This is a genomic window from Pseudomonas sp. GM17, assembly GCF_000282175.2.
Taxonomy (GTDB): Bacteria; Pseudomonadota; Gammaproteobacteria; order Pseudomonadales; family Pseudomonadaceae; genus Aquipseudomonas; species Aquipseudomonas chlororaphis.
Genome location: NZ_CP124732.1, coordinates 4,037,620 through 4,057,522 on the forward strand (window position 1 = coordinate 4,037,620; position 19,903 = coordinate 4,057,522).

14 protein-coding genes and 1 pseudogene are annotated in these 19,903 nt (G+C 65.3%); 6 read left to right on the forward strand and 9 right to left on the reverse strand.

The window, feature by feature from the left end:
• Window positions 1-917 precede the first annotated feature (917 nt).
• From msrA to PMI20_RS18170, 6 genes are all read right to left on the reverse strand, one after another.
• A complete protein-coding gene (gene msrA, locus PMI20_RS18145) occupies window positions 918-1,367 on the reverse strand; it encodes a peptide-methionine (S)-S-oxide reductase MsrA (protein ID WP_007930858.1) in 450 nt (149 codons plus the stop codon).
• A gap of 17 nt (window positions 1,368-1,384) precedes the next feature.
• Window positions 1,385-2,440, reverse strand: a complete 1,056-nt coding sequence (locus tag PMI20_RS18150) for an ABC transporter substrate-binding protein (RefSeq protein ID WP_007930857.1) — start codon at window positions 2,438-2,440, stop codon at window positions 1,385-1,387.
• Window positions 2,437-4,503, reverse strand: coding sequence for an ATP-binding cassette domain-containing protein (locus PMI20_RS18155; protein ID WP_007930856.1), 2,067 nt, complete (start codon window positions 4,501-4,503; stop codon window positions 2,437-2,439). The genes PMI20_RS18150 and PMI20_RS18155 overlap by 4 nt, the downstream gene beginning before the upstream one ends.
• 124 nt (window positions 4,504-4,627) lie before the next feature.
• The gene (locus PMI20_RS18160) at window positions 4,628-5,596 is read right to left on the reverse strand and encodes an aliphatic sulfonate ABC transporter substrate-binding protein (RefSeq protein WP_007930854.1); all 969 of its coding nucleotides are present in this window, start codon (window positions 5,594-5,596) and stop codon (window positions 4,628-4,630) included.
• A 387-nt stretch (window positions 5,597-5,983) separates the two neighbouring features.
• The gene (locus PMI20_RS18165) at window positions 5,984-7,273 is read right to left on the reverse strand and encodes a Zn-dependent hydrolase (protein ID WP_007930852.1); all 1,290 of its coding nucleotides are present in this window, start codon (window positions 7,271-7,273) and stop codon (window positions 5,984-5,986) included.
• 171 nt (window positions 7,274-7,444) lie between these two features.
• The gene (locus tag PMI20_RS18170; protein WP_007930851.1) at window positions 7,445-8,932 is read right to left on the reverse strand and encodes an NCS1 family nucleobase:cation symporter-1; all 1,488 of its coding nucleotides are present in this window, start codon (window positions 8,930-8,932) and stop codon (window positions 7,445-7,447) included.
• Between the two features lie 623 nt (window positions 8,933-9,555).
• On the opposite strand from PMI20_RS18170, the gene hydA reads away from it, so the two are divergent.
• From hydA to preA, 3 genes are all read left to right on the forward strand, one after another.
• Complete coding sequence (hydA, locus tag PMI20_RS18175) at window positions 9,556-10,995, forward strand: dihydropyrimidinase (RefSeq protein WP_007930849.1); 1,440 nt, start codon at window positions 9,556-9,558, stop codon at window positions 10,993-10,995.
• 262 nt (window positions 10,996-11,257) lie between these two features.
• Window positions 11,258-12,637: an NAD(P)-dependent oxidoreductase gene (locus PMI20_RS18180; protein ID WP_007930848.1), complete on the forward strand. Its 1,380-nt coding sequence runs from the start codon at window positions 11,258-11,260 to the stop codon at window positions 12,635-12,637.
• Window positions 12,638-13,912, forward strand: coding sequence for an NAD-dependent dihydropyrimidine dehydrogenase subunit PreA (preA, locus tag PMI20_RS18185; protein WP_284168572.1), 1,275 nt, complete (start codon window positions 12,638-12,640; stop codon window positions 13,910-13,912).
• 272 nt (window positions 13,913-14,184) lie between these two features.
• Here preA and PMI20_RS18190 read toward each other — a convergent pair whose 3' ends face one another.
• Window positions 14,185-14,805: a TetR/AcrR family transcriptional regulator gene (locus PMI20_RS18190; protein ID WP_007922198.1), complete on the reverse strand. Its 621-nt coding sequence runs from the start codon at window positions 14,803-14,805 to the stop codon at window positions 14,185-14,187.
• A gap of 239 nt (window positions 14,806-15,044) precedes the next feature.
• Here PMI20_RS18190 and PMI20_RS18195 point away from each other — a divergent pair, with 239 nt between their 5' ends.
• The 3 genes from PMI20_RS18195 (at window position 15,045) to copD (ending at window position 16,805) form a co-directional block, all read left to right on the forward strand.
• Window positions 15,045-15,485, forward strand: coding sequence for an acetyltransferase (locus tag PMI20_RS18195; RefSeq protein WP_007922199.1), 441 nt, complete (start codon window positions 15,045-15,047; stop codon window positions 15,483-15,485).
• 93 nt (window positions 15,486-15,578) lie between these two features.
• The gene (gene copC / locus PMI20_RS18200; protein ID WP_007922200.1) at window positions 15,579-15,941 is read left to right on the forward strand and encodes a copper homeostasis periplasmic binding protein CopC; all 363 of its coding nucleotides are present in this window, start codon (window positions 15,579-15,581) and stop codon (window positions 15,939-15,941) included.
• Window positions 15,942-15,944: 3 nt separating this feature from the next.
• Complete coding sequence (gene copD, locus PMI20_RS18205; RefSeq protein WP_007922209.1) at window positions 15,945-16,805, forward strand: copper homeostasis membrane protein CopD; 861 nt, start codon at window positions 15,945-15,947, stop codon at window positions 16,803-16,805.
• Between the two features lie 129 nt (window positions 16,806-16,934).
• Here the strand turns inward: copD and PMI20_RS18210 are convergent, their stop codons facing one another.
• Complete coding sequence (locus PMI20_RS18210) at window positions 16,935-18,080, reverse strand: HlyD family secretion protein (RefSeq protein WP_007922215.1); 1,146 nt, start codon at window positions 18,078-18,080, stop codon at window positions 16,935-16,937.
• A pseudogene (locus PMI20_RS18215) lies at window positions 18,077-19,743 on the reverse strand (MFS transporter). Before PMI20_RS18215 ends, PMI20_RS18210 begins: the two are co-directional and overlap by 4 nt.
• Between the last annotated feature and the right edge of the window lie 160 nt (window positions 19,744-19,903).

A 19,903-nucleotide genomic window follows, 5' to 3' on the forward strand; every position in this document is an offset into this window, starting at 1 on the left:
CGGCGGCTTAGGGTTCCGCCCTTACGGCGGCTCACTTTTGAAGAGCGCAAAAGTAAGCAAAACGCTCTTGCCCCACCACTTGGTGCCTCGCTGAGGCTCGGCATGCCCGAACGAAGGCATTGATCCGTGGGCCGCCGCCACAGGCCATCCATGGCCTGGGGCGGCTAACCCGGCATCCCTGCCGGGTTACCCACGGCTCAATGCCTGCGTTCGGCCATCGTGGTTAACGGGGCGTTCAGATCAAAAGCCAAAGCAAGAGCAAGACGGCGGCCTGCCGGCCGGCCTGAGAACGCATTCCCTGTAGCCGCTGCCGAGCGCAGCGAGGCTGCGATCGAGGCCGAAGGACTCGCCAGGCGGGCACCGCGTTGCCCCAGATCCTGCGAGGCGTCAGGTTTAGCGGCCCTGTGGGCCGATCGCAGCCTCGCTGCGCTCGGCAGCGGCTACACAAAGCGTGTCAGACAGAAGAGTTGCAGCGTGGCGAAGGCAGCAAGCTTTGGCTTGGCTTGGCTTGGCTTTGTTTTGGCTTTTGATCTTGCTCTTGATCTACCCGCCCCTTTCCCAGAGGCCGAACGCAGGTCTTGCGCAGGGGGCACCTCGGCAGGGATGCCGAGGTAGCCGCACTGGGCCAGGGATGGCCCATTGCGGCGGCCCCCGGAGCAGGACCGGAGTGAGGGCATGCCGAGCCTAAGCGAGGCACCGAATGGTGGGGCAAGACCTTTTGGTTACTTTTGGCTGGGCCGGCATTCCGGGCGTTTGCCAAAAGTGACCCGCCGTAAGGGCGGAACCCTAAGCCGCCGTGACCGCAGAAACGGATATGTACACATCCAAAAAAATGCAGCGCCAGAACCGACGCCATCGCGAGCAATCGAGCGTCGACCGGCTGCTCCTACAGAAGCAGGCCGGCGCGACCAGTACCCTCAGATATGGCAACTGCTCAAGCCATTCTTTTCCAGGTAGCGCTGGTGCGCTTCATCCGCCAGGTCGAAGCGACCCAGGGGCACGATCACCGTGGCCACGGGTTTGTTGAGGCGGCCGGAGTCTTGCAGGGCCGTCTTGGCCTGCCGTGCCTGTTCGGCCTGTAGGGCGTTGGTGTGGAAGATCGCCGAGCGATATTTCACCCCACCATGCTCCCCCTGCCGATCCACCGAAGTCGGATCATGCAGCCCCCAGAAGTGCTCGATCAGACTCAGATAAGCCAATACCTGCGGATCGAAATCCACCTGCACCACCTCGATCCGCAACGACTCGTCGCCCGCCTCCACCGCGTAGCCCACCCGTGTCTCCACCACCCCCGGCAGTGCCCGGAACGCGGCTTCCGCGCCCCAGAAACAGCCCGCGCCGAAGGTCGCCTGTTTGATCCCGCTCATGTTCCGATGCTCCTCGCTCACTGCACCGCTCCGACTTTCTCGCCGCTGGCGCCCAGCCATTGATCGACGATCGCCGGGTTGGCCTGGACCCAGGCTTTGGCCGCTTCCGCCGCCGGTTGCTGTTCCTTCTCGATCCTGAGGATCAGGTCGTTCAACACCTGCGGGTCGATGCTGAAGTTTTCCAGGAAGGCGGCGATCCGTGGCGCGCGTTTCTGCAAGGCGCTGGAGGCCAGGACATAGACCCGGGCGTCCGGGTAGGCGCAGGTGATCGTGCTCTTGTTCAGCCAGTCGGCGTCCACCGTCGGGCTGACGAATTTCCAGCAGCCGTCGGCCTTGTACAGCGGGTCACCCTTCTTGTTGTCCTGGGCGTAGCCGTCGAACGCCGGTTCGTCCAGGCGGCGCAGGTCGAAGGCGGAGAAGATCCAGTCCGGGGTGTAGGCGTAGAACACCACGCCGCGCTGGGCCTTGTAGGCCGCGGCCAGCTTGGCGTAGGTCACCGAGGCTTCGGTGGACACCGACTCGAATTTGTCGGCAAAACCGAAATCCTTGGCCTTGATCTGGCCGATATAGGTCGACTCCCAACCCGCCGGGCCCACCAGCAATTGCGCCTTGCCGCCGCCCAGGGGTTCGAAGAGCTTGGCCACTTCAGGCTTTTGCAGGTCGTAGACCGACTTCACGCCGTATTGGTCTTGCAGGTAACCGGGGATATAGAAGCCCTGCACCCCCAGGTAGGGCTGCTTGTTCGGCACCAGGGAGCGGGTGCCGCCGGTGACGTACTTGGCCCAGGCGGCGGATTGATTAGGCAGCCAGATATCGGTCAGCACATCCACCGAGCCGTCGCCCTTGGCCGCGGCGGCGAACAGCACCGGTATGTCACCGGCCAGGTAAGACACGTCGCCGTCGAGGCGGCTTTTGATCACCTCGCCGAGGATGTTCTGGATGGCGATGGCGCCGGTCCAGTTCTGTTCGCCGATGACGATCTTGTCCTTGGCCAGGGCTGGCAGAGCGAGCCCCAGGAGCAGCGCGGCAGCGCCCAGGGTGCGGGAAAACGACTTGTTCAAGAGACACCTCATTGCTGATGGAAAGCGCGATCCCGCTGACGCAGGGTCGCTTGAATGATGCGGTCGGGAATCAACGCGCAGAACACGATCGCCGCGCCGGCCAACATGCCCTCGCCGCCCTTGATATTGCGCAGCGCGGTCATCACGTCGTAGCCCAGGCCGCCGGCGCCGATCAGCGCCGCGACCACCACCATCGACAGGCTCATCACCAGGGTCTGGTTGATCCCCAGCAGCAGCGAGCCGGCGGCCAGGGGCAGCTCGACCTTGGTCAGGATCTGCCACGGCGTGGCGCCATGGGCCAGGGCCGCTTCGACGGCGGTCTTGGGTACTTCCCGGATCCCCAGGGCTGTGAGGCGGATCATCGGTGCCAGGGCGAAGATCACCGTGGCGATCACCGCCGGGGTCTTGCCCACCGAGAAGAAGGCCACCGCCGGGATCAGGTACACAAAGGTCGGCAGGGTCTGCATCACGTCCAGCAAGGGCGTGATCAGGCGCCGCGCCAGGGCGCGCTTGGCCAGGAGGATGCCGGCGGGCACGCCGATCAGCAGCGACAGCAGCACCGAGGAACCCACCAGCGCCAGGGTGGCGATGGTTCGCTCCCAGAAACCGAACAGGCCGATATAGAGCAAGGCCGCCGCGCTGGTCAGGGCCAGGGCCGCGCCGGCACTGCGCCAGGCCAGCAGCACCAGGGCCAGCGCCGGCACCGGCCAGGGCAGCCAGCCCAACAGGCTTTCGATGCTTTCGATCACCGTGCGCACGGCGACAATCACCCCGACAAAGGTGCTTTCGAAGGTGACCTGGGACCAACCGATCAACTGGTCGATGGCCGCCGCGGTGCCCAGCAGCGCCTGGCGGTCGGCGGGAAATTGCAGCCAGGGGCCGCTGGCATCCACCGCCAGCACCCGCCACAACACCAGGCCCTGGCACAGCAGCAGGACCAGCCACGGCAGGCGCCAGTCGGAACGGCCCTGGCGGCTCGGACGGCGGGCCAGGGTCACGCTGAGCAGGCGGCTGAGCGACAGGCCGAGCACCGCCAACCCAGCCCAACCGAGGCTGGCGCTGGCCAACCACTGCCCCAGGGCACTGGCCGCCGCCAACTCCAGGGCGAACCCCAGCCAATACAGCGCGCCACGGCCGCTGGCGGCCAAGGCCGCCGGCCCCAGCAACAGCGCCTGCCAGAAGGAACCCCCCGGGGCCACGGGCGCCGGAGCCGCTGTTGTCTTAGCCGAAGCGACGGGCGCCACGGCCAGCGTGTCGCTGCGCGCGCCGTGCTCCTGAAAGAAGTCCGCCACCTCGGCGTCCGCCGGGTGCTCCAGCAACTCGCCGGGGCTGCCGAGCTGGATCAGCTGGCCCTGGCGCAGCACCGCGATGCGGTCGGCCAGGCGCAGGGCTTCCGCCGGGTCGTGGGTCACCAGCAAGGTGGTGATGCCGCGCTCGCGCACCAGGCGCAGGAAGTGGCGTTGCAGGTCGCGGCGGATGGTCGGGTCCAGCGCGCTGAAGGGTTCGTCCATCAGCAGGATGTCCGGCTCGCTGACCAGCGCCCGGGCCAGGCCGACCCGCTGCTGCATGCCACCGGACAGCTCATGGGGATAATGGTCGCCCCAGCCTTCCAGGCCCATGGCCCGCAGTTGCACATCGGCCGCGGCCTGGCGCAGGGCCTCGGGTTCGCCGCGCAGTTCCAGGGGCAAGGCGACGTTGTCGCGCACGCTGCGATGGGGCAGCAGGCCGAAGTGCTGGAAGACCATGCCGATGCGCCGCGAACGCAAGGTGCGCAGGTCCTTGGCCGAAAGCTGGCTGATGGCCGCGCCATCGATCAGCACCTCGCCGCTGCTGGGCTCGATCAGCCGGTTGATATGCCGCAGCAAGGTGGACTTGCCGCTGCCGGAGGTGCCCATCAGGCACAGCACTTCGCCACGGCGCACGCTGAGGCTGACCTGCTCCACCGCCAGCGCGGACGAGCCGCGGCCGTAGCGCTTGGTCAGGTTGCGCAGCTGGAGCACCACCTCGGCGCTGACCGGTTGCGGGGCGGACGCGGCTGGGACGGCAAAGGCCTCTTGGGGGTAAACGGCAGACACGGGCACTCCTGATACCGGACGCGCAGCCGCGTCACCGGCGGTGATGAAGAAAAAAATGGCTGGGGCCAGCCAGGCGGCTACCCCGTGGGAAGGGGCTCGCCGACACAGGCGAGCCAAGGCTCAGTTACAAATGCTTGGGGCTCCACAGCTGCACCGCGCGGGCGTCCACCGGCTTGGGCAGGAGTTTTTCCTGGTAGAAGGCATCGGCGATTTTCTGTTGCTCGCCCAGGGCGTCCGGCTGCACCGCTTCCACCTTGTAGGTGCGACGACTGTTGGCCAACTCCACCGTGCTCACGTCCAGGTTGCCCCACAGCGGGCCGAGCAGTTTTGCCGCCTCCGTCGGGTGCGCCTTGACCCAGGTGCCGGTCTTCTGCAGCTCGGCGAACACCTGCTTCAGCACTTCTGGATGAGCCTTGGCGTAATCGTTGGAGGCCAGGTAATAACGCCGGTAGCTGGCCAGGCCCTGGCCGTCGTGCAGCACCCGCGCGCCCTGCTGGCGCTGGGCGCTGGCGACGAAGGGTTCCCAGGTGACCCAGGCATCGACCTTGGTGGTTTCCAGGGCGGCGCGGCCGTCGGCCGGGGTCAGGTAGACCGGCTGGATGTCGGCGAAACCCAGGCCGGCTTCGCGCAGCGCGGCAATCAGCAGGTAATGGCTGCCGGCGGCCTTGGTCACGGCGACGCGCTTGCCCTTGAGGTCGGCCAGGGACTTGAGCGTGGAGTCCTTGGGAATGACGATGGACTGGGCGGCGGGCGATGGGGTTTCCGTGGCGAAGTAGGTCAGTTTGGCGCCGGCGGCCTGGGCGAAGACCGGCACGGTGTCGGCGACGTCGGCGCTGATGTCGACGTTGCCCACGTTCAGCGATTCCGCCAGGGGCAGGCCGCTGGTGAATTCATGCCAGGAGATCTTCACGCCCTGCCCCGCCAGTTGTTTCTCCAGGGTGCCCTGGGCCTTGAGTACCGCCAGCAGGGTCGAGGATTTCTGGTAGCCGATACGCAGGTCGGTATCGGCCTGGGCATCGAGGGCCATGCCCAGCGCCAGACCGGCCAGGGCGGTGATCGACAAGCTACGACGCAAAGCAACGGGCAGGCGCATGGGGGCGGACCTTCTGGGAGACAGGAAAGTCGCTAAAAGCTAATCGATCTAAGAATTCAAATATAAATACTTTTTAGGCATTAGCTTAGGTTCGGCTGGCTGGCCCGAGGTGCATGTGCTGGCCGATCACCCATCCCCCTGTAGCCGCTGCCGAGCCCGCGAGGCTGCGATAAGGCCGAAGGCCTTCAGCGGTCTTGAGATCCCCGCGCCCCCTGCGGGGTCGACCGCTGCCTCGCAGGCTCGGCAGCGGCTACAGGTGTATGTCAGCGATTTCAGTGCTGTTCTCACAATTATCGCGGGCAAGCCTCGCTCCTACAGAAGCACGCAATCTTTTTTCTGTAGGAGCGAGGCTTGCCCGCGATGGCGTCCGTGCAAACAACCCGACTATCAGGCCCAGGCCACCCGCTGTCCTTTGGCGACGGCCTGGGATGCCGCCAGCATCGCCCGCAACAACACCGCGCAGCCGGCGGCGAGGTCGTCGGGGTCGGCGTTTTCGATTTCGTTGTGGCTGATGCCGCCTTCGCAAGGCACGAAGATCATCCCCGCCGGGCCCAGCTCGGCGACGAAGATCGCGTCGTGCCCGGCGCCGCTGACGATGTCCATATGGGACAGGCCCAGCCCCTGCGCTGCATCGCGCACCGCGTCGACGCAGATCTTGTCGAAATACAGCGGTGGAAAGTCTGCGGTCGGCACCATGTCGAAGGTCAGGCCATGTTCGTCGCAGGTGCTGTCGATCACCTGGCGCACCTCGGCGATCATCGAGTCCAGGCGCGCCGGTTCCAGGTGCCGGAAGTCCAGGGTCATGCGCACCTCACCGGGGATCACGTTGCGCGAACCGGGATAGGCCTGCAGGCAACCCACGGTGCCACAGGCATGAGGCTGATGGCCGAGGGCGGCGCGGTTGACCGCGGCCACCACCGCCGCCGCGCCGACCAGGGCGTCCTTGCGCAGGTGCATCGGGGTCGGGCCGGCGTGGGCTTCGACGCCGCGCAATTTCAGGTCGAACCATTTCTGGCCGAGGGCGCCGAGCACCACGCCTATGGTTTTCTTCTCGTCCTCGAGGATCGGCCCCTGCTCGATATGGGCTTCGAAGTAGGCCCCCACCGCGTGCCCGCTGACCTGGCGGCTGCCGGCATAGCCGATGGCGTTCAGCGCATCGCCGACGCTCACGCCTTCGGCATCGGTCTTGGCCAGGGTTTCCTCGAGGGTGAATTTCTCGGCAAACACCCCGGAGCCCATCATGCACGGCGGGAAGCGCGAGCCTTCTTCGTTGGTCCAGACCACCACTTCCAGTGGCGCCTCGGTTTCCACCCCGAGGTCGTTGAGGGTACGCAGCACTTCGAGCCCGGCCAGCACGCCGAAGCAGCCGTCGAACTTACCGCCGGTGGGCTGGGTGTCGATATGGCTGCCGGTCATCACCGGCGGCAGCTGCGGGTTACGCCCGGGACGGCGGGCGAAAATATTGCCGATGCCATCCACCGTGACCGTACAGCCAGCCGCCTCGCACCACTGCACGAACAGGTCGCGGGCCTGGCGGTCGAGGTCGGTCAGGGCCAGGCGACAGACCCCGCCCTTGACCGTGGCCCCGAGCTTCGCCAGCTCCATGAGCGACTGCCACAGGCGGTCGCGGTTAATGTGCCGGTGGCTGGATTGCAGAACGTCGACGGCAGCGTTCATGGTGATCTCCTCAGGCTTTTCTGGTTGTCGTTGACGAGGGGCGCTCGTCTGGAATCTGGCGATGGGCGATGGACTTTTTCGCGAGCAAGCTCGCTCCTACAAAAAGCCACACGGTCCCTGTAGGAGCGAGCTTGCTCGCGATTGGCCGGCCGCCATAACGCCATTCAAAGGTCATACCGGCGTTTTGACGCTCACGCTCTGCGGGCGGCCCATGCTGCACAGGCCGTAATAGAGCAAGCCGCCCAGCGCCGAGCCGGTGAACCAGCCGTAGCTGTAGAACCAGCTGAATACATCGCTGCCCAGAGACAGCACCGTCAGCGCCACCGGCACGCCAAAGGCGATGAAACCGTTAAAGTTCCACGCCGGGTACACGTCATCGCGGTACAGCCCGGCCAGGTCCAGGCGCTGTTTCTTGATGATGAAATAATCCACCACCATGATCCCGGCGATGGGCCCCAGCAGGCTGGAGTAACCCAGCAGCCAGTTGGAATACACGGTCTCCAGGCTGACGTCCGAGACCAGCAGGCCGAGTTTTTTCAGCAGCTCATGGGCCATCAGCGCCAGGCCGACGAGCCCGGTGAGGATCACCGCCTTGGTGCGGCCGATCAGCTTCGGTGCGATGTTCTGGAAGTCGTTGGTCGGCGAGACGATGTTCGCCGCGGTGTTGGTCGAGAGCGTGGCGATGATGATCAGCGCCATGGCCAGGGCCACCCAGCCGGGGCTCTGGATATGGCCGATCAGGCTCACCGGGTCGGAGACGGTGACGCCCACCAGTTTCACCGAGGCGGCGGTCATCACCACCCCCAGGGCGGCGAACAGGAACATGGTCAGCGGCAGGCCGAAAATCTGCCCGAGGATCTGATCCTTCTGGCTTTTCGCGTAGCGGCTGAAGTCCGGGATATTCAGCGACAGGGTGGCCCAGAACCCGACCATCGCCGTGAGCCCGGCGAAGAAGTAGCTGTAGACGCTGGCGCCTTCCGGACGCTTGGGCGGGATCGCCAGCAACTCGCTCAGGGACACATTGGGCAAGGCCCACACCAGCAGCCCAACACCCACCGCCACCAGCAGCAGCGCCGACAGGGTTTCCAGCCACTTGATCGACTCGGCGCCGCGCAGCACCACCCACAGGTTGAGGGTCCAGAAGATCATGAAACCGATCACCTCGCCGGTGCCGCCCAGGGCCTTCCAGCCCTCGAAGATCGAGCCGAGGAACAGGTGGATCGCCAGGCCGCCGAACATGGTCTGGATGCCGAACCAGCCGCAGGCCACCAGGGCGCGGATCAGGCACGGCACGTTGGAGCCGATGACGCCGAAGGACGAACGCAGCAGCACCGGGAATGGAATGCCGTATTTGGTGCCGGCGAAGGCGTTGAGGGTCAGGGGGATCAGCACCACGATATTGGCCAGCAGGATCGCCAGCAGCGCCTCGCCCACCGTCAGCCCGAAATAGGCGGTGAGCACACCGCCCAGGGTGTAGGTCGGCACGCAGATCGACATGCCGACCCACAGCGCGGTGATGTGCCATTTGTTCCAGGTGCGCTCATGGACCTTGGTCGGCGCGATATCGTGGTTGTAACGGGGGCTGTCGAGCACGTCACTGCCGGCGTCCAGCTCGTACAGGCCGGCACGCTCGGTCACTTGAGATCTGTTCTGTTGCATGGCCGCTCCACTTTTTTCTGATTATTTTTGCTCATCAAACGGGCTGGCAGACGTGCTGCCAGCCCGGCGATGGCCGGAGAACTGACGACTTTTACCGACCGGCCATCCTGTCGACGGCGGCACTCAATAAGCGTGCCGGCTTGCCCGTCGACGGTGCTCCACAGTCGGTAAAATCCATGTAAACAACTGATGTTTCTTCAGTTTTATTCTGAACAACTTCCTGTCCGAGATAACTTGCCGATTCACTCAGGCCGAATGCCGGGCAAGTTGTCCATTGGGTCAGGACTCAATCTGGTGCACGCAAACTTTTTTCAAACTTTTGTATGGGCCACAGGCCTCCTTCAAGCGGCTGATTTCACATAGGAAATCTTGCTCATATTTCGATCCTGTCAAGTGCGTCAAAATGGTGAAAGGCTGCACCATTTTGCGGATTTACAAATTAAAATCTTATATTTCAATAACTTAATATCGATATATGCTTATAAAAAATAATCTTGCCGATTGATTGAACACCAGCTAGTTTTTATTCCTGACACCGCTGACAGGAATAAACATTCCGCAGCCTGCGTATTACAAAAACACTAGAACCGGCATAAGCCGGTCATGCCTGCGAGGAACTCGGAATGTCTCTGTTGATCCGTGGCGCCACCGTTATTACCCATGATGAAAGTTATAAAGCCGATGTGCTGTGCGCCGACGGCGTGATCAAGGCCATCGGCCAGAATCTGGACAATCCCGCAGGCTGCGAAGTGCTCGACGGCAGCGGCCAATACCTGATGCCCGGCGGCATCGATCCCCACACCCATATGCAACTGCCCTTCATGGGCACCGTGGCCAGCGAAGACTTCTTCAGCGGCACCGCGGCGGGCCTGGCCGGTGGCACCACCTCGATCATCGACTTCGTGATTCCCAACCCGCAGCAATCGCTGCTGGAAGCCTTTCATCAGTGGCGCGGCTGGGCCGAGAAGTCGGCATCGGACTACGGCTTTCACGTGGCCATCACCTGGTGGAGCGAGCAGGTGCGCGAGGAAATGGCCGAGCTGGTGAACCAGCACGGGGTCAACAGCTTCAAGCATTTCATGGCCTACAAGAACGCGATCATGGCCGCCGACGACACCCTGGTGGCGAGCTTCGAGCGCTGCCTGGAACTCGGCGCGGTGCCGACGGTGCACGCGGAGAACGGCGAACTGGTCTACCACCTGCAACGCAAGCTGCTGGCCCAGGGCATCACCGGGCCGGAAGCGCACCCGCTGTCGCGCCCTTCCCAGGTCGAAGGCGAAGCCGCCAGCCGGGCGATCCGCATCGCCGAAACCCTGGGCACGCCGCTGTACCTGGTGCATGTCTCGACCCAGGAGGCGCTGGACGAAATCACCTACGCCCGCGGCAAGGGCCAGCCGGTGTACGGCGAAGTGCTGGCCGGGCACCTGCTGCTGGACGACAGCGTGTACCGCCACCCGGACTGGCAGACCGCCGCCGGCTACGTGATGAGCCCGCCCTTCCGCCCTCGCGGCCATCAGGACGCGCTGTGGCACGGCCTGCAATCGGGCAACCTGCACACCACCGCCACCGACCACTGCTGCTTCTGCGCGGAGCAGAAAGCCGCCGGCCGCGACGATTTCAGCAAGATCCCCAACGGCACCGCCGGCATCGAAGACCGCATGGCCGTGCTCTGGGACGAAGGGGTGAACAGCGGGCGCCTGTCGATGCAGGACTTCGTCGCCCTGACCTCCACCAACGCGGCGAAGATCTTCAACCTCTACCCGCGCAAGGGCGCGATCCGCGTCGGCGCCGATGCCGACCTGGTGCTCTGGGACCCGCAAGGCAGCCGCACCATCTCCGCCGCGACCCACCACCAGCAGGTGGACTTCAACATCTTCGAAGGCAAGACCGTGCGCGGCGTGCCCAGCCACACCATCAGCCAGGGCAAGCTGGTCTGGGCCGACGGCGACCTGCGCGCCGAACGCGGTGCCGGCCGCTACATCGAGCGCCCGGCCTACCCGGCGGTGTTCGACCTGCTGAGCAAGCGCGCCGAGTTGCATAAGCCGACCGCCGTCAAACGCTGAACCCGATGACCCGCGATCCCCGTAGCCGCTGCCGAGCGCAGCGAGGCTGCGATCGGTCGCGAAGCGGCCGCAACCCGGATAACACGCATAACCTGACGCACCGCGAATTCAGGTTTTGCGGCAACTGCGTTGCCGATCGCAGCCTCGCTGCGCTCGGCAGCGGCTACAAGAAGCGTTGCAGCGAATCCAGCGGGGGTCCGTCCCGTTGGTGAAGAACAATGCCCGTCAGAGGCAATCGACAAAAAACCGTGAGGCCTGAACCGTGATCAAGACCCTGAACCACTTGCCCCATCCCCAGGAGGATGGCGCCACCCTCGCCGGCCACTTCAGCGACCTGGCGCCGCCGCTCAACGACCGCCAGGCGCACCTGGAAGCCTCGCGCTGCCTGTATTGCTACGACGCGCCGTGCGTCAACGCCTGTCCCAGCGAGATCGACATTCCCTCGTTCATCCGCCATATCCACACCGACAACGTCCAGGGCGCGGCGCAAAAGATTCTCTCGGCCAATATCCTCGGCGGCAGCTGCGCCCGGGTGTGCCCGACGGAGATCCTGTGCCAGCAGGCCTGCGTGCGTAACAACGCCCAGGAGTGCGCGCCGGTGCTGATCGGCCTGTTGCAACGCTACGCGGTGGACAACGCGCACTTCAGCCAGCACCCGTTCCAGCGCGAGGCCGCCAGCGGCAAGCGCATCGCCGTGGTCGGCGCCGGGCCGGCGGGGCTGTCGTGCGCCCACCGCTGCGCCATGCACGGCCATGAGGTGGTGATTTTCGAGGCCCGGGAAAAAGCCGGCGGCCTCAACGAATACGGGATCGCCAAGTACAAGCTGGTGGACGACTTCGCCCAGAAGGAGCTGGACTTCCTGCTGCAGATCGGCGGCATCGAGATCCGCCACGGGCACAAACTCGGCGACAACCTGAGCCTCACCGAGCTGCACCAGCAATTCGACGCGGTGTTCCTCGGCCTCGGCCTGGCCGCCAGCAAACAGCTGGGCCTGCCCCATGAGGACGCCCCCGGCCTGCTGGCCGCCACCGACTACATCCGCGAACTGCGCCAGGCCGACGACCTCACGCAACTGCCCCTGGCCGAGCGCTGCATCGTCCTCGGCGCCGGCAACACCGCGATCGACATGGCGGTGCAGATGGCCCGCCTTGGCGCCCACGATGTCAACCTGGTGTACCGCCGCGGCATCGAGGACATGGGCGCGACTCGCCATGAACAGGACATCGCCAAGGCCAATCAGGTGCGCCTGCTGACCTGGGCTGCGCCCGAGGAAGTGCTGCTCGACGCCCAGGGCCAGGTGCGCGGCATGCGCTTCGCCCGCACCCGGCTGGTAGAGGGCCGCCTGCAAACCACTGGAGAGACCTTCGAACTGGCCGCCGACGCGATCTTCAAGGCCATCGGCCAGGCGTTCGACGGCGCCGCGCTGAGCGACCCGCTGGGCGACCCACTGGCTCAGGAACTCAAGCGCGCCGGCGAGCGCATCGAAGTCGACGAACAGCTGCGTACCAGCATCCCCGGGGTGTATGCCGGCGGCGACTGCGTCAGCCTCGGCCAGGACCTCACGGTCCAGGCGGTGCAACACGGCAAGCGGGCCGCCGAGGCCATGCATGCCCAACTCATGCTCAACGTGGAGGCTGCGTAAATGGCCGATCTGTCGATTGTGTTCGCCGGTATCAAAGCCCCCAACCCGTTCTGGCTGGCCTCCGCGCCGCCGACCGACAAGGCCTACAACGTGGTCCGCGCCTTCGAGGCCGGCTGGGGCGGCGTGGTCTGGAAAACCCTGGGCGAGGACCCGGCGGCGGTCAACGTGTCGTCACGCTACTCGGCGCACTTCGGCGCCAACCGCGAAGTGCTGGGCATCAACAATATCGAACTGATCACCGACCGCTCCCTGGAGATCAACCTCAGGGAAATCACCCAGGTCAAGAAGGACTGGCCGGACCGTGCGCTGATCGTGTCGCTGATGGTGCCCTGCGTCGAAGAGTCATGGAAAAACATCCTGCCCTTGGTGGAAGCCACCGGCGCCGACGGCATCGAGCTGAACTTCGGCTGCCCCCACGGCATGCCGGAGCGCGGCATGGGCGCGGCGGTCGGCCAGGTGCCGGAGTACGTGGAACAGGTCACCCGCTGGTGCAAGACCTATTGCTCGCTGCCGGTGATCGTCAAGCTGACGCCGAACATCACCGATATCCGCATGGCCGCCCGCGCGGCCCATCGCGGCGGCGCCGACGCGGTGTCGCTGATCAACACCATCAACTCGATCACCAGCGTGGATCTTGAGCGCATGGTCGCCAACCCGATGGTCGGCAGCCAGAGCACCCACGGTGGCTACTGCGGTTCGGCGGTCAAGCCGATTGCCCTGAACATGGTCGCCGAGATCGCCCGTGACCCGCAGACCCACGGCCTGCCGATCTGCGGTATCGGCGGCATCGGCACCTGGCGCGATGCCGCGGAATTCGTCGCCCTGGGTTGCGGCGCGGTGCAGGTGTGCACGGCCGCGATGCTGCATGGTTTCCGCATTGTCGAGGAGATGAAGGACGGCCTGTCGCGGTGGATGGACAGCCAGGGTTATCACAGCCTGCAGGACTTCTCCGGGCGCGCGGTGGGCAACACCACCGACTGGAAGTACCTGGATATCAACTACCAGGTGATCGCCAAGATCGACCAGGACGCCTGCATCGGCTGCGGCCGCTGCCATATCGCCTGCGAAGACACCTCGCACCAGGCCATCGCCAGCCTCAAGCAGGCCGACGGTACGCATAAATATGAGGTGATCGACGCCGAATGCGTGGGCTGCAACCTGTGCCAGATCACCTGCCCGGTGCAGGACTGCATCGAGATGGTGCCCCAGGACAACGGCAAACCGTTCCTCGACTGGCAGCACGACCCGCGCAATCCGTATCGCGAGGCGGTTTAGGCCCGGCGCGGACCGCACCGACGCTTTCGCGGGCAAGCCTCGCTCCTACGGCATGCACCTTGTAGGAGCGAGGCTTGCCCGCGATGAACGCCTGTCCCCGTAGCCGCTGCCGAGCCCGCGAGGCTGCGATCGGCAACACAGTTGCCGCAAAACCTGAATCCGCGGAGTGTCAGGTCTTGTGCGCTATCCGGGTTGCGGCCGCTTCGCGACCGTTCGCAGCCTCGCTGCGCTCGGCAGCGGCTATACGCCCGGCGCTCAGGGGGGCTGCCGTATCAGGGCTCCAGCCCGATCCCGCGCAGGATCACGCTGGTCACCGTCTGCACGGCCTTTTCGAACTGCATGTCCGACAGCGGCTGGTGTTCGTTGATGATCATGATCTGGTGGTCGAAGTCGGCGTAGTGCTGGGTCGAGGCCCAGATCATGTACAGCAGGCTCGACGGTTCCACCGGCAGGATGCGTTGGTCTTCGACCCACTGGCGGATCTTCGCTTCCTTCATCTTCGCCCAGTCGTACAGGCTGGCGTCCAGCGCCTCGCCCAGGGTCGGCGCGCCGTGGATGATTTCGTTGGCCCAGACTTTCGAGCCATAGGGCCGGCTGCGCGAATGGTTCATCTTGGCGCGGATATAACTGCTGAGCACCACCCGCGGGTCGTCGAACATCTCGAAGCACAGCGCGTCCTGCTTCCACAGCTCCAGCAGCTCCAACAGCACCGCGCTGTACAGCTCGCTCTTGGTGCTGAAGTAGTAATGCAGGTTGGAGCGCGGCAATTGCACCTCGGCGGCGATATCGGCCATGGCCGTGCCGCTGAAGCCTTTTTCGGCGAACACCTTTTCCGCCGCCAGGAGGATTTTTTCGACGTTGCTGCGACGGATCTCGATCTTGTGATTGCCCATAAGGGCTCCCTGAAAACAGTCTGCTGCAAGACTACCATCGGCCTTCGTACAAAAACGAAACTTCCTGCGCCCGGCTTTCCCCGGCAAAACCGATTGGTTAGGATCCCTCCCGCCTTATTCCCGGGCACCTGAAGTGTTCCGTCCAGGCGTTGATTCGCGACACGGACATGCAGGCAGGACTTTCGCCGCCGAACCCAGAGCGTTTCGGCCATCCTGCAACGCCGCTATGGAGCTTATCCATGAACATTCGCAAACGCCGGGCCGCAGACGATCCGCGGCTCGCCGCCCTGTGGGAACGCTCGGTACGGGCCACCCACGACTTTATCGCCGAAGACGACATCCAGCTGCTCTACCCTCTGGTGCGCGACACCTACCTGCCAGCCCTCGAAGCCTGGTTGCTGGAGGATGCCGACGGCACCCCGGCCGGCTTTATCGCCACCGCCGGCGACAAGGTGGAAATGCTGTTTGTCGAACCGGCCCGCCGTGGCCAGGGCGTCGGCCGGCAACTGCTCGACCATGTGCGCAGCCGGCATCCGCGGCTCAGCGTCGACGTCAACGAACAGAACCCCCAGGCCCATGGTTTTTATCGGCACTACGGTTTCGAAGACATCGGCCGCTCGGCAACCGACGGCCAGGGCCGGCCGTTCCCGATCATCCACATGCGCCTGAAAAGCGCTTGAACAGCGCGCCGATGTTTCATCCAGCGACCCGACCACGGTCCTTATACTCATCGACGCAGCGACCACCCGACACTCATTGAACAGGTATTTCCCATGCTGAAAAAACTGCTGACCACCAGCGCCCTGCTGGCCTCTCTCGTCGCCGCCTCTTCGGCCTTCGCCCATGCCCACCTGCAAAGCCAGGTCCCGGCCGCCGACAGCACGGTGAGCGCGCCAAGCGAGTTGCGCCTGGTGTTTTCCGAAGGCGTCGAGGCGGCCTTCACTAAAGTCAGCCTGAGCAAGGATGGCGCGGCGGTCGCCGTCAAGGCCCTGGCCACCGAAGGCGCGGACAAGAAGACCCTGGTCGTGACCCCGGCGGCACCGCTGGCGGCGGGCGCCTACAAGGTCGAGTGGCACGCGGTGTCGGTGGATACCCACACGAGCGAAGGCAGCTACAGCTTCAAGGTCGGCCAGTAACCGATGTCGACCCTGTTGGTGCTCTGCCGCTTCGTGCATTTCGCGGCCGTCCTGCTGCTGTTCGGGGCCTGGGTGTTCAGGCCCCTGCTGTTGGGGCGCGAGCCCGTTGCCGCCTTGGATCGCCGCCTGACGCGACTCGGCCGCGGGCTGGCCTGGACGGCCCTGGCCACCGGCATCTGCTGGTTGCTGCTGATCACCGCCAGCATGGCCGGCAGCGGCGCCGCGGCCCTGGACCCGGCGACCTTGCGACTGGTATTGGGCAAGACCTTTTTCGGCCAGGTGTGGAGCTGGCATCTGCTGCTCAATGGCGCGCTGGTGGTTCTGCTGCTGACCCGCCTGGGTGAGCGGCTGGCGCTGCGGCTGATCCTCGCCGCCCTGTTGCTGGCCACCCTCGCCCCCGTGGGCCACGGCGCCATGCTCGACGGCCTCAGCGGCCAGTTGCTGATCCTCAACCAGATCGTCCACCTGGGCTGCGTCAGCCTGTGGCTCGGCGGTTTGCTGGTGCTGCTGATGATTCTGCGGCAACCCGGCGAGCAGCCTCTGGAGCGGGTCCTACTGCGTTTCAGCGGCGTGGGTTACGGGCTCGTAGGTGGGTTGCTGGTCACGGGTCTGATCAATGTACGAGTGCTGACCGGCCAGCTGTGGCCGACACCGCTGCTGTCCGGCTTTGCCCTGATCCTGCTGATCAAGGTGCTGCTGGTGTGCGGCATGTTCGCCCTGGCCCTGTTCAACCGCCTGCGCATCGAGGACTGCCAGCAACGCCTGGGCACCCTGCGCCGCAGCGTGCTACTGGAATGGCTGCTGGGCATCGCCGCGGTGGCGGCCGTGTCGCTGCTCGGCACCTTGCCGCCTCTCACCGTCTGACACCCCGCCCGTCTTCTGTAGGAGCGAGGCTTGCCCGCGATAGGATCTTGAGTCCGACACCCACTCCGGACCTGTATCGACCGGGCTGGCGCCTTCGCGGGCAAGCCTCGCTCCTACACAAGCGTCGGATCATTCGACCCGGGTATCCCCTTGCGCGGCCGTATCGATACTCACCACCACCGACATCCCCGGACGCAAGCGTTCGCTTTCTGCCTGGTCGGGGTCGACGGTGATGCGCACCGGTATCCGCTGGGCAATCTTGACGAAGTTGCCGGTGGCGTTGTCGGCCTGCAACAAGGCGAACTCCGAACCGGTGGCCGGCGAAATGCGCTGCACATGGCCGTGGAATTTACGGTGGTCGAGCGCATCGACGGTGAAGCTTGCGGGCTGGCCGACACGGATGTTGTCCATCTGGGTTTCCTTCATGTTGGCGATCACCCAGAGCTGGTTCGGCACCAGCGCCATCAGCTGCGCCCCGGAATTGACGTAGGCCCCCAGGCGCACGCCGATCTGCCCCAGCTGGCCGTCGCGCGGCGCGGTGACCCGGGTGTTGGACAGGTCGATCCGCGCCAGTTGCACCGCCGCCTCGGCATTGGCCACCGCGGCCTCCAGCGAACCGCGATTGACGATCACCGTCTGCAGGTCCTGGCGGGCGATGTCCAGCTGCGCCTGGGCCTGGGCCACCGCGGCGAGGGTCTGGGCGTTGGCGGCGCGGGTCACGTCGAGGTCCCGCTGGGACACCGAACCGTCGGCGATCAGCTCCTGGTTACGCCGCAGGTCGGCGGCGCTCTTGCGTGCCTGGGCCTGGCTGTCGGCCAGCGCCGCCTGGCGCAGCTTGATGGTGGCTTCGGCGCTGTTGCGTTGCTGCACCACATTGGCCAGCGCCGCCTTCTGCGCCGCCAGCTGGGCCAGGGACTGCTCCAGGCGCTGCTTGTAGATGCGGTCGTCGAGGCGCACCAGCAGATCGCCGGCCTTGACGAACTGGAAGTCCTGCACCGGCACCTCGAACACATAGCCGCTGAGCTGCGGCCCGATGATCGTCACCTGGCCGCGCACCAGGGCGTTCTCGGTGCTTTCGATGGGGCTGCTGAACGGCGGCAGCTGCCAGGCATAGAGCACGATCAATACTCCGGTGATGGCGATCGCGGCGAACCCCAGGGACGAGATGATCCGCACCCGTAGCGAACGCGGCTCGGTGATCGGCATCGACGGCGGCGCGCTGCCTTCCGGGGTCGAGGCAATGGCGTTGGTGGTGGTGATGGTCGGTTCGGTCATGAAGAAATGGCACCGCTGGGTTGGACGGGAGTCGGGGCTGGGGTTGCTGGCGCAACCGCCTTGGTCGTGCTCATCAGCCACAGGCTGCGAATGAAGATCCAGATCATGGTCAGCACGGCGATCACCGCGATCAGCATGAACACATCGTTGTAGGCCAGCACGTTGGCTTCGCGGGTGACGGCGCTGGCCAGGCTGCGGATGCCTTGCAGCTCGCGCGCCTGCGGGTCGGCGATGACCCGGCCGACGGCCGCCCCGCCGCTCTGCACCCGGCCCAGCACCCGTGGGTCCATCAGCACCAGTTGCTCGACGATATGGCTGGAATGGTATTTCTCGCGGACGATCTGGAAGGTCCCCAGCAGCGCCGAGCCGATCAGCCCGCCGAGGTTCTGGCAGATGCCGAACAGCACCGAGAAGCTCACCAGGTTGCGCGGGTTGGTCAGCACGTTGCGCGTGCCCAGGACCATGGTCGGGCCAAGAAAGAAGGTGCCGCCGAAGGCCAGCAGGAACTGGCTGAAATACATGTTGGCCGGGCGCGTGAGGTTATTGGAGAAGCTGTCCATCACCGAGCCCACGGCCATCAGCGCCAGGGAGATGATCAGCGGCATCAACAGGTGCGCCGGGTTGATGGTCAGGGCACTGGTGGCCAGGCCCGCGATGCTGCCCAGCAGCATCACCCCATACAGCAGGCGCATCTGCTGGCTGCTCATGTTCAGCGCCTGGAGAAACCCCACGGCGCCGGTGGACTGCTCGGACAGCACCATGCGAATCAGGATCACTGCCAGGGCCAGGCGGATCGCCGCCCCGCTGCCCAGCCAGCGGGTCATCAGCATCGGGTTGCGGCGGTTATGTTCGATGGCCAGGCCGGCGAGGATCAGCACGATCGAACCGGCGCTCGCGTAGCCGATCCACGGCGCCTCCAGCCACCAGTCGATGCGCCCCAGGGACAGCACGGCGCAGAGCAGCGCAACGCCGCTGGCGAGGATGGCGAAGGTCAGGAAATCGAGTTTCTCGAAGGTGCGGAAACGGTCGCCGGGCGGCAGCTTGAGCAGGAACACGCAGCCCAGGGACGCCAGCGCCAGCCCCAGTTCGAACAGGTACAGGCCGCGCCATTCGGCGATCTGCAGCAGGTCTTCGGAAAACAGCCGCGCCAGGGCAAAGCCAGTTGCGAGGCGCCCAGCCCGAGCACCAGGGCTTTCATCCGCCACTTGGCCGGGAACGCCTGGACCATGTAGTACAGGCCCAGGGAGCTCAGGGCCGCGCCGACCATGCCGTGGGCCGCGCGCACGGCGATGGCCGAACTCAGGTCGTTGACGAACAGGTGGCCGAAGGTCACCAGCGCATAGAGCACCAGGAACACCTCGGTAAAGGCGCGCAGGCCGAACTGCTGGCGAAACTTCACCAGCAGCAGGTTCATCGACACGTTGGTCATCACGTAGGCGGCCGGCAGCCAGGCCATTTCCGCGGTGGTCGCGCCCAGGGCGCCTTGCAGATACGGCAGGTTGGCGATCACCAACGAGTTGCCGAGGCCGCCGGTGATCGCCACCAGCAAACCGACCAGGGCATAGGCCAGGCGCTTGTGGGTGGGGTGCAGCGGCGTCGAGGGGGAACCGGGCAAGCTGGGCTTTTCGTGGGGTTGCCAGTTGCGCGGGGCGTAACTATCCATTTATTGACCTTGCCATTGCGTGAGCTTGTTCCATGTCCGCCCAAGTGGCGGACGATCCAGAGTTGTTCCGGATTGCCCGGCAGTTTGCCGGAACCTGAGGCGTCTTTGTAGGAGCGAGCTTGCTCGCGATAGCGGTGTGCCTGGCTGGCCGCGGTACCCG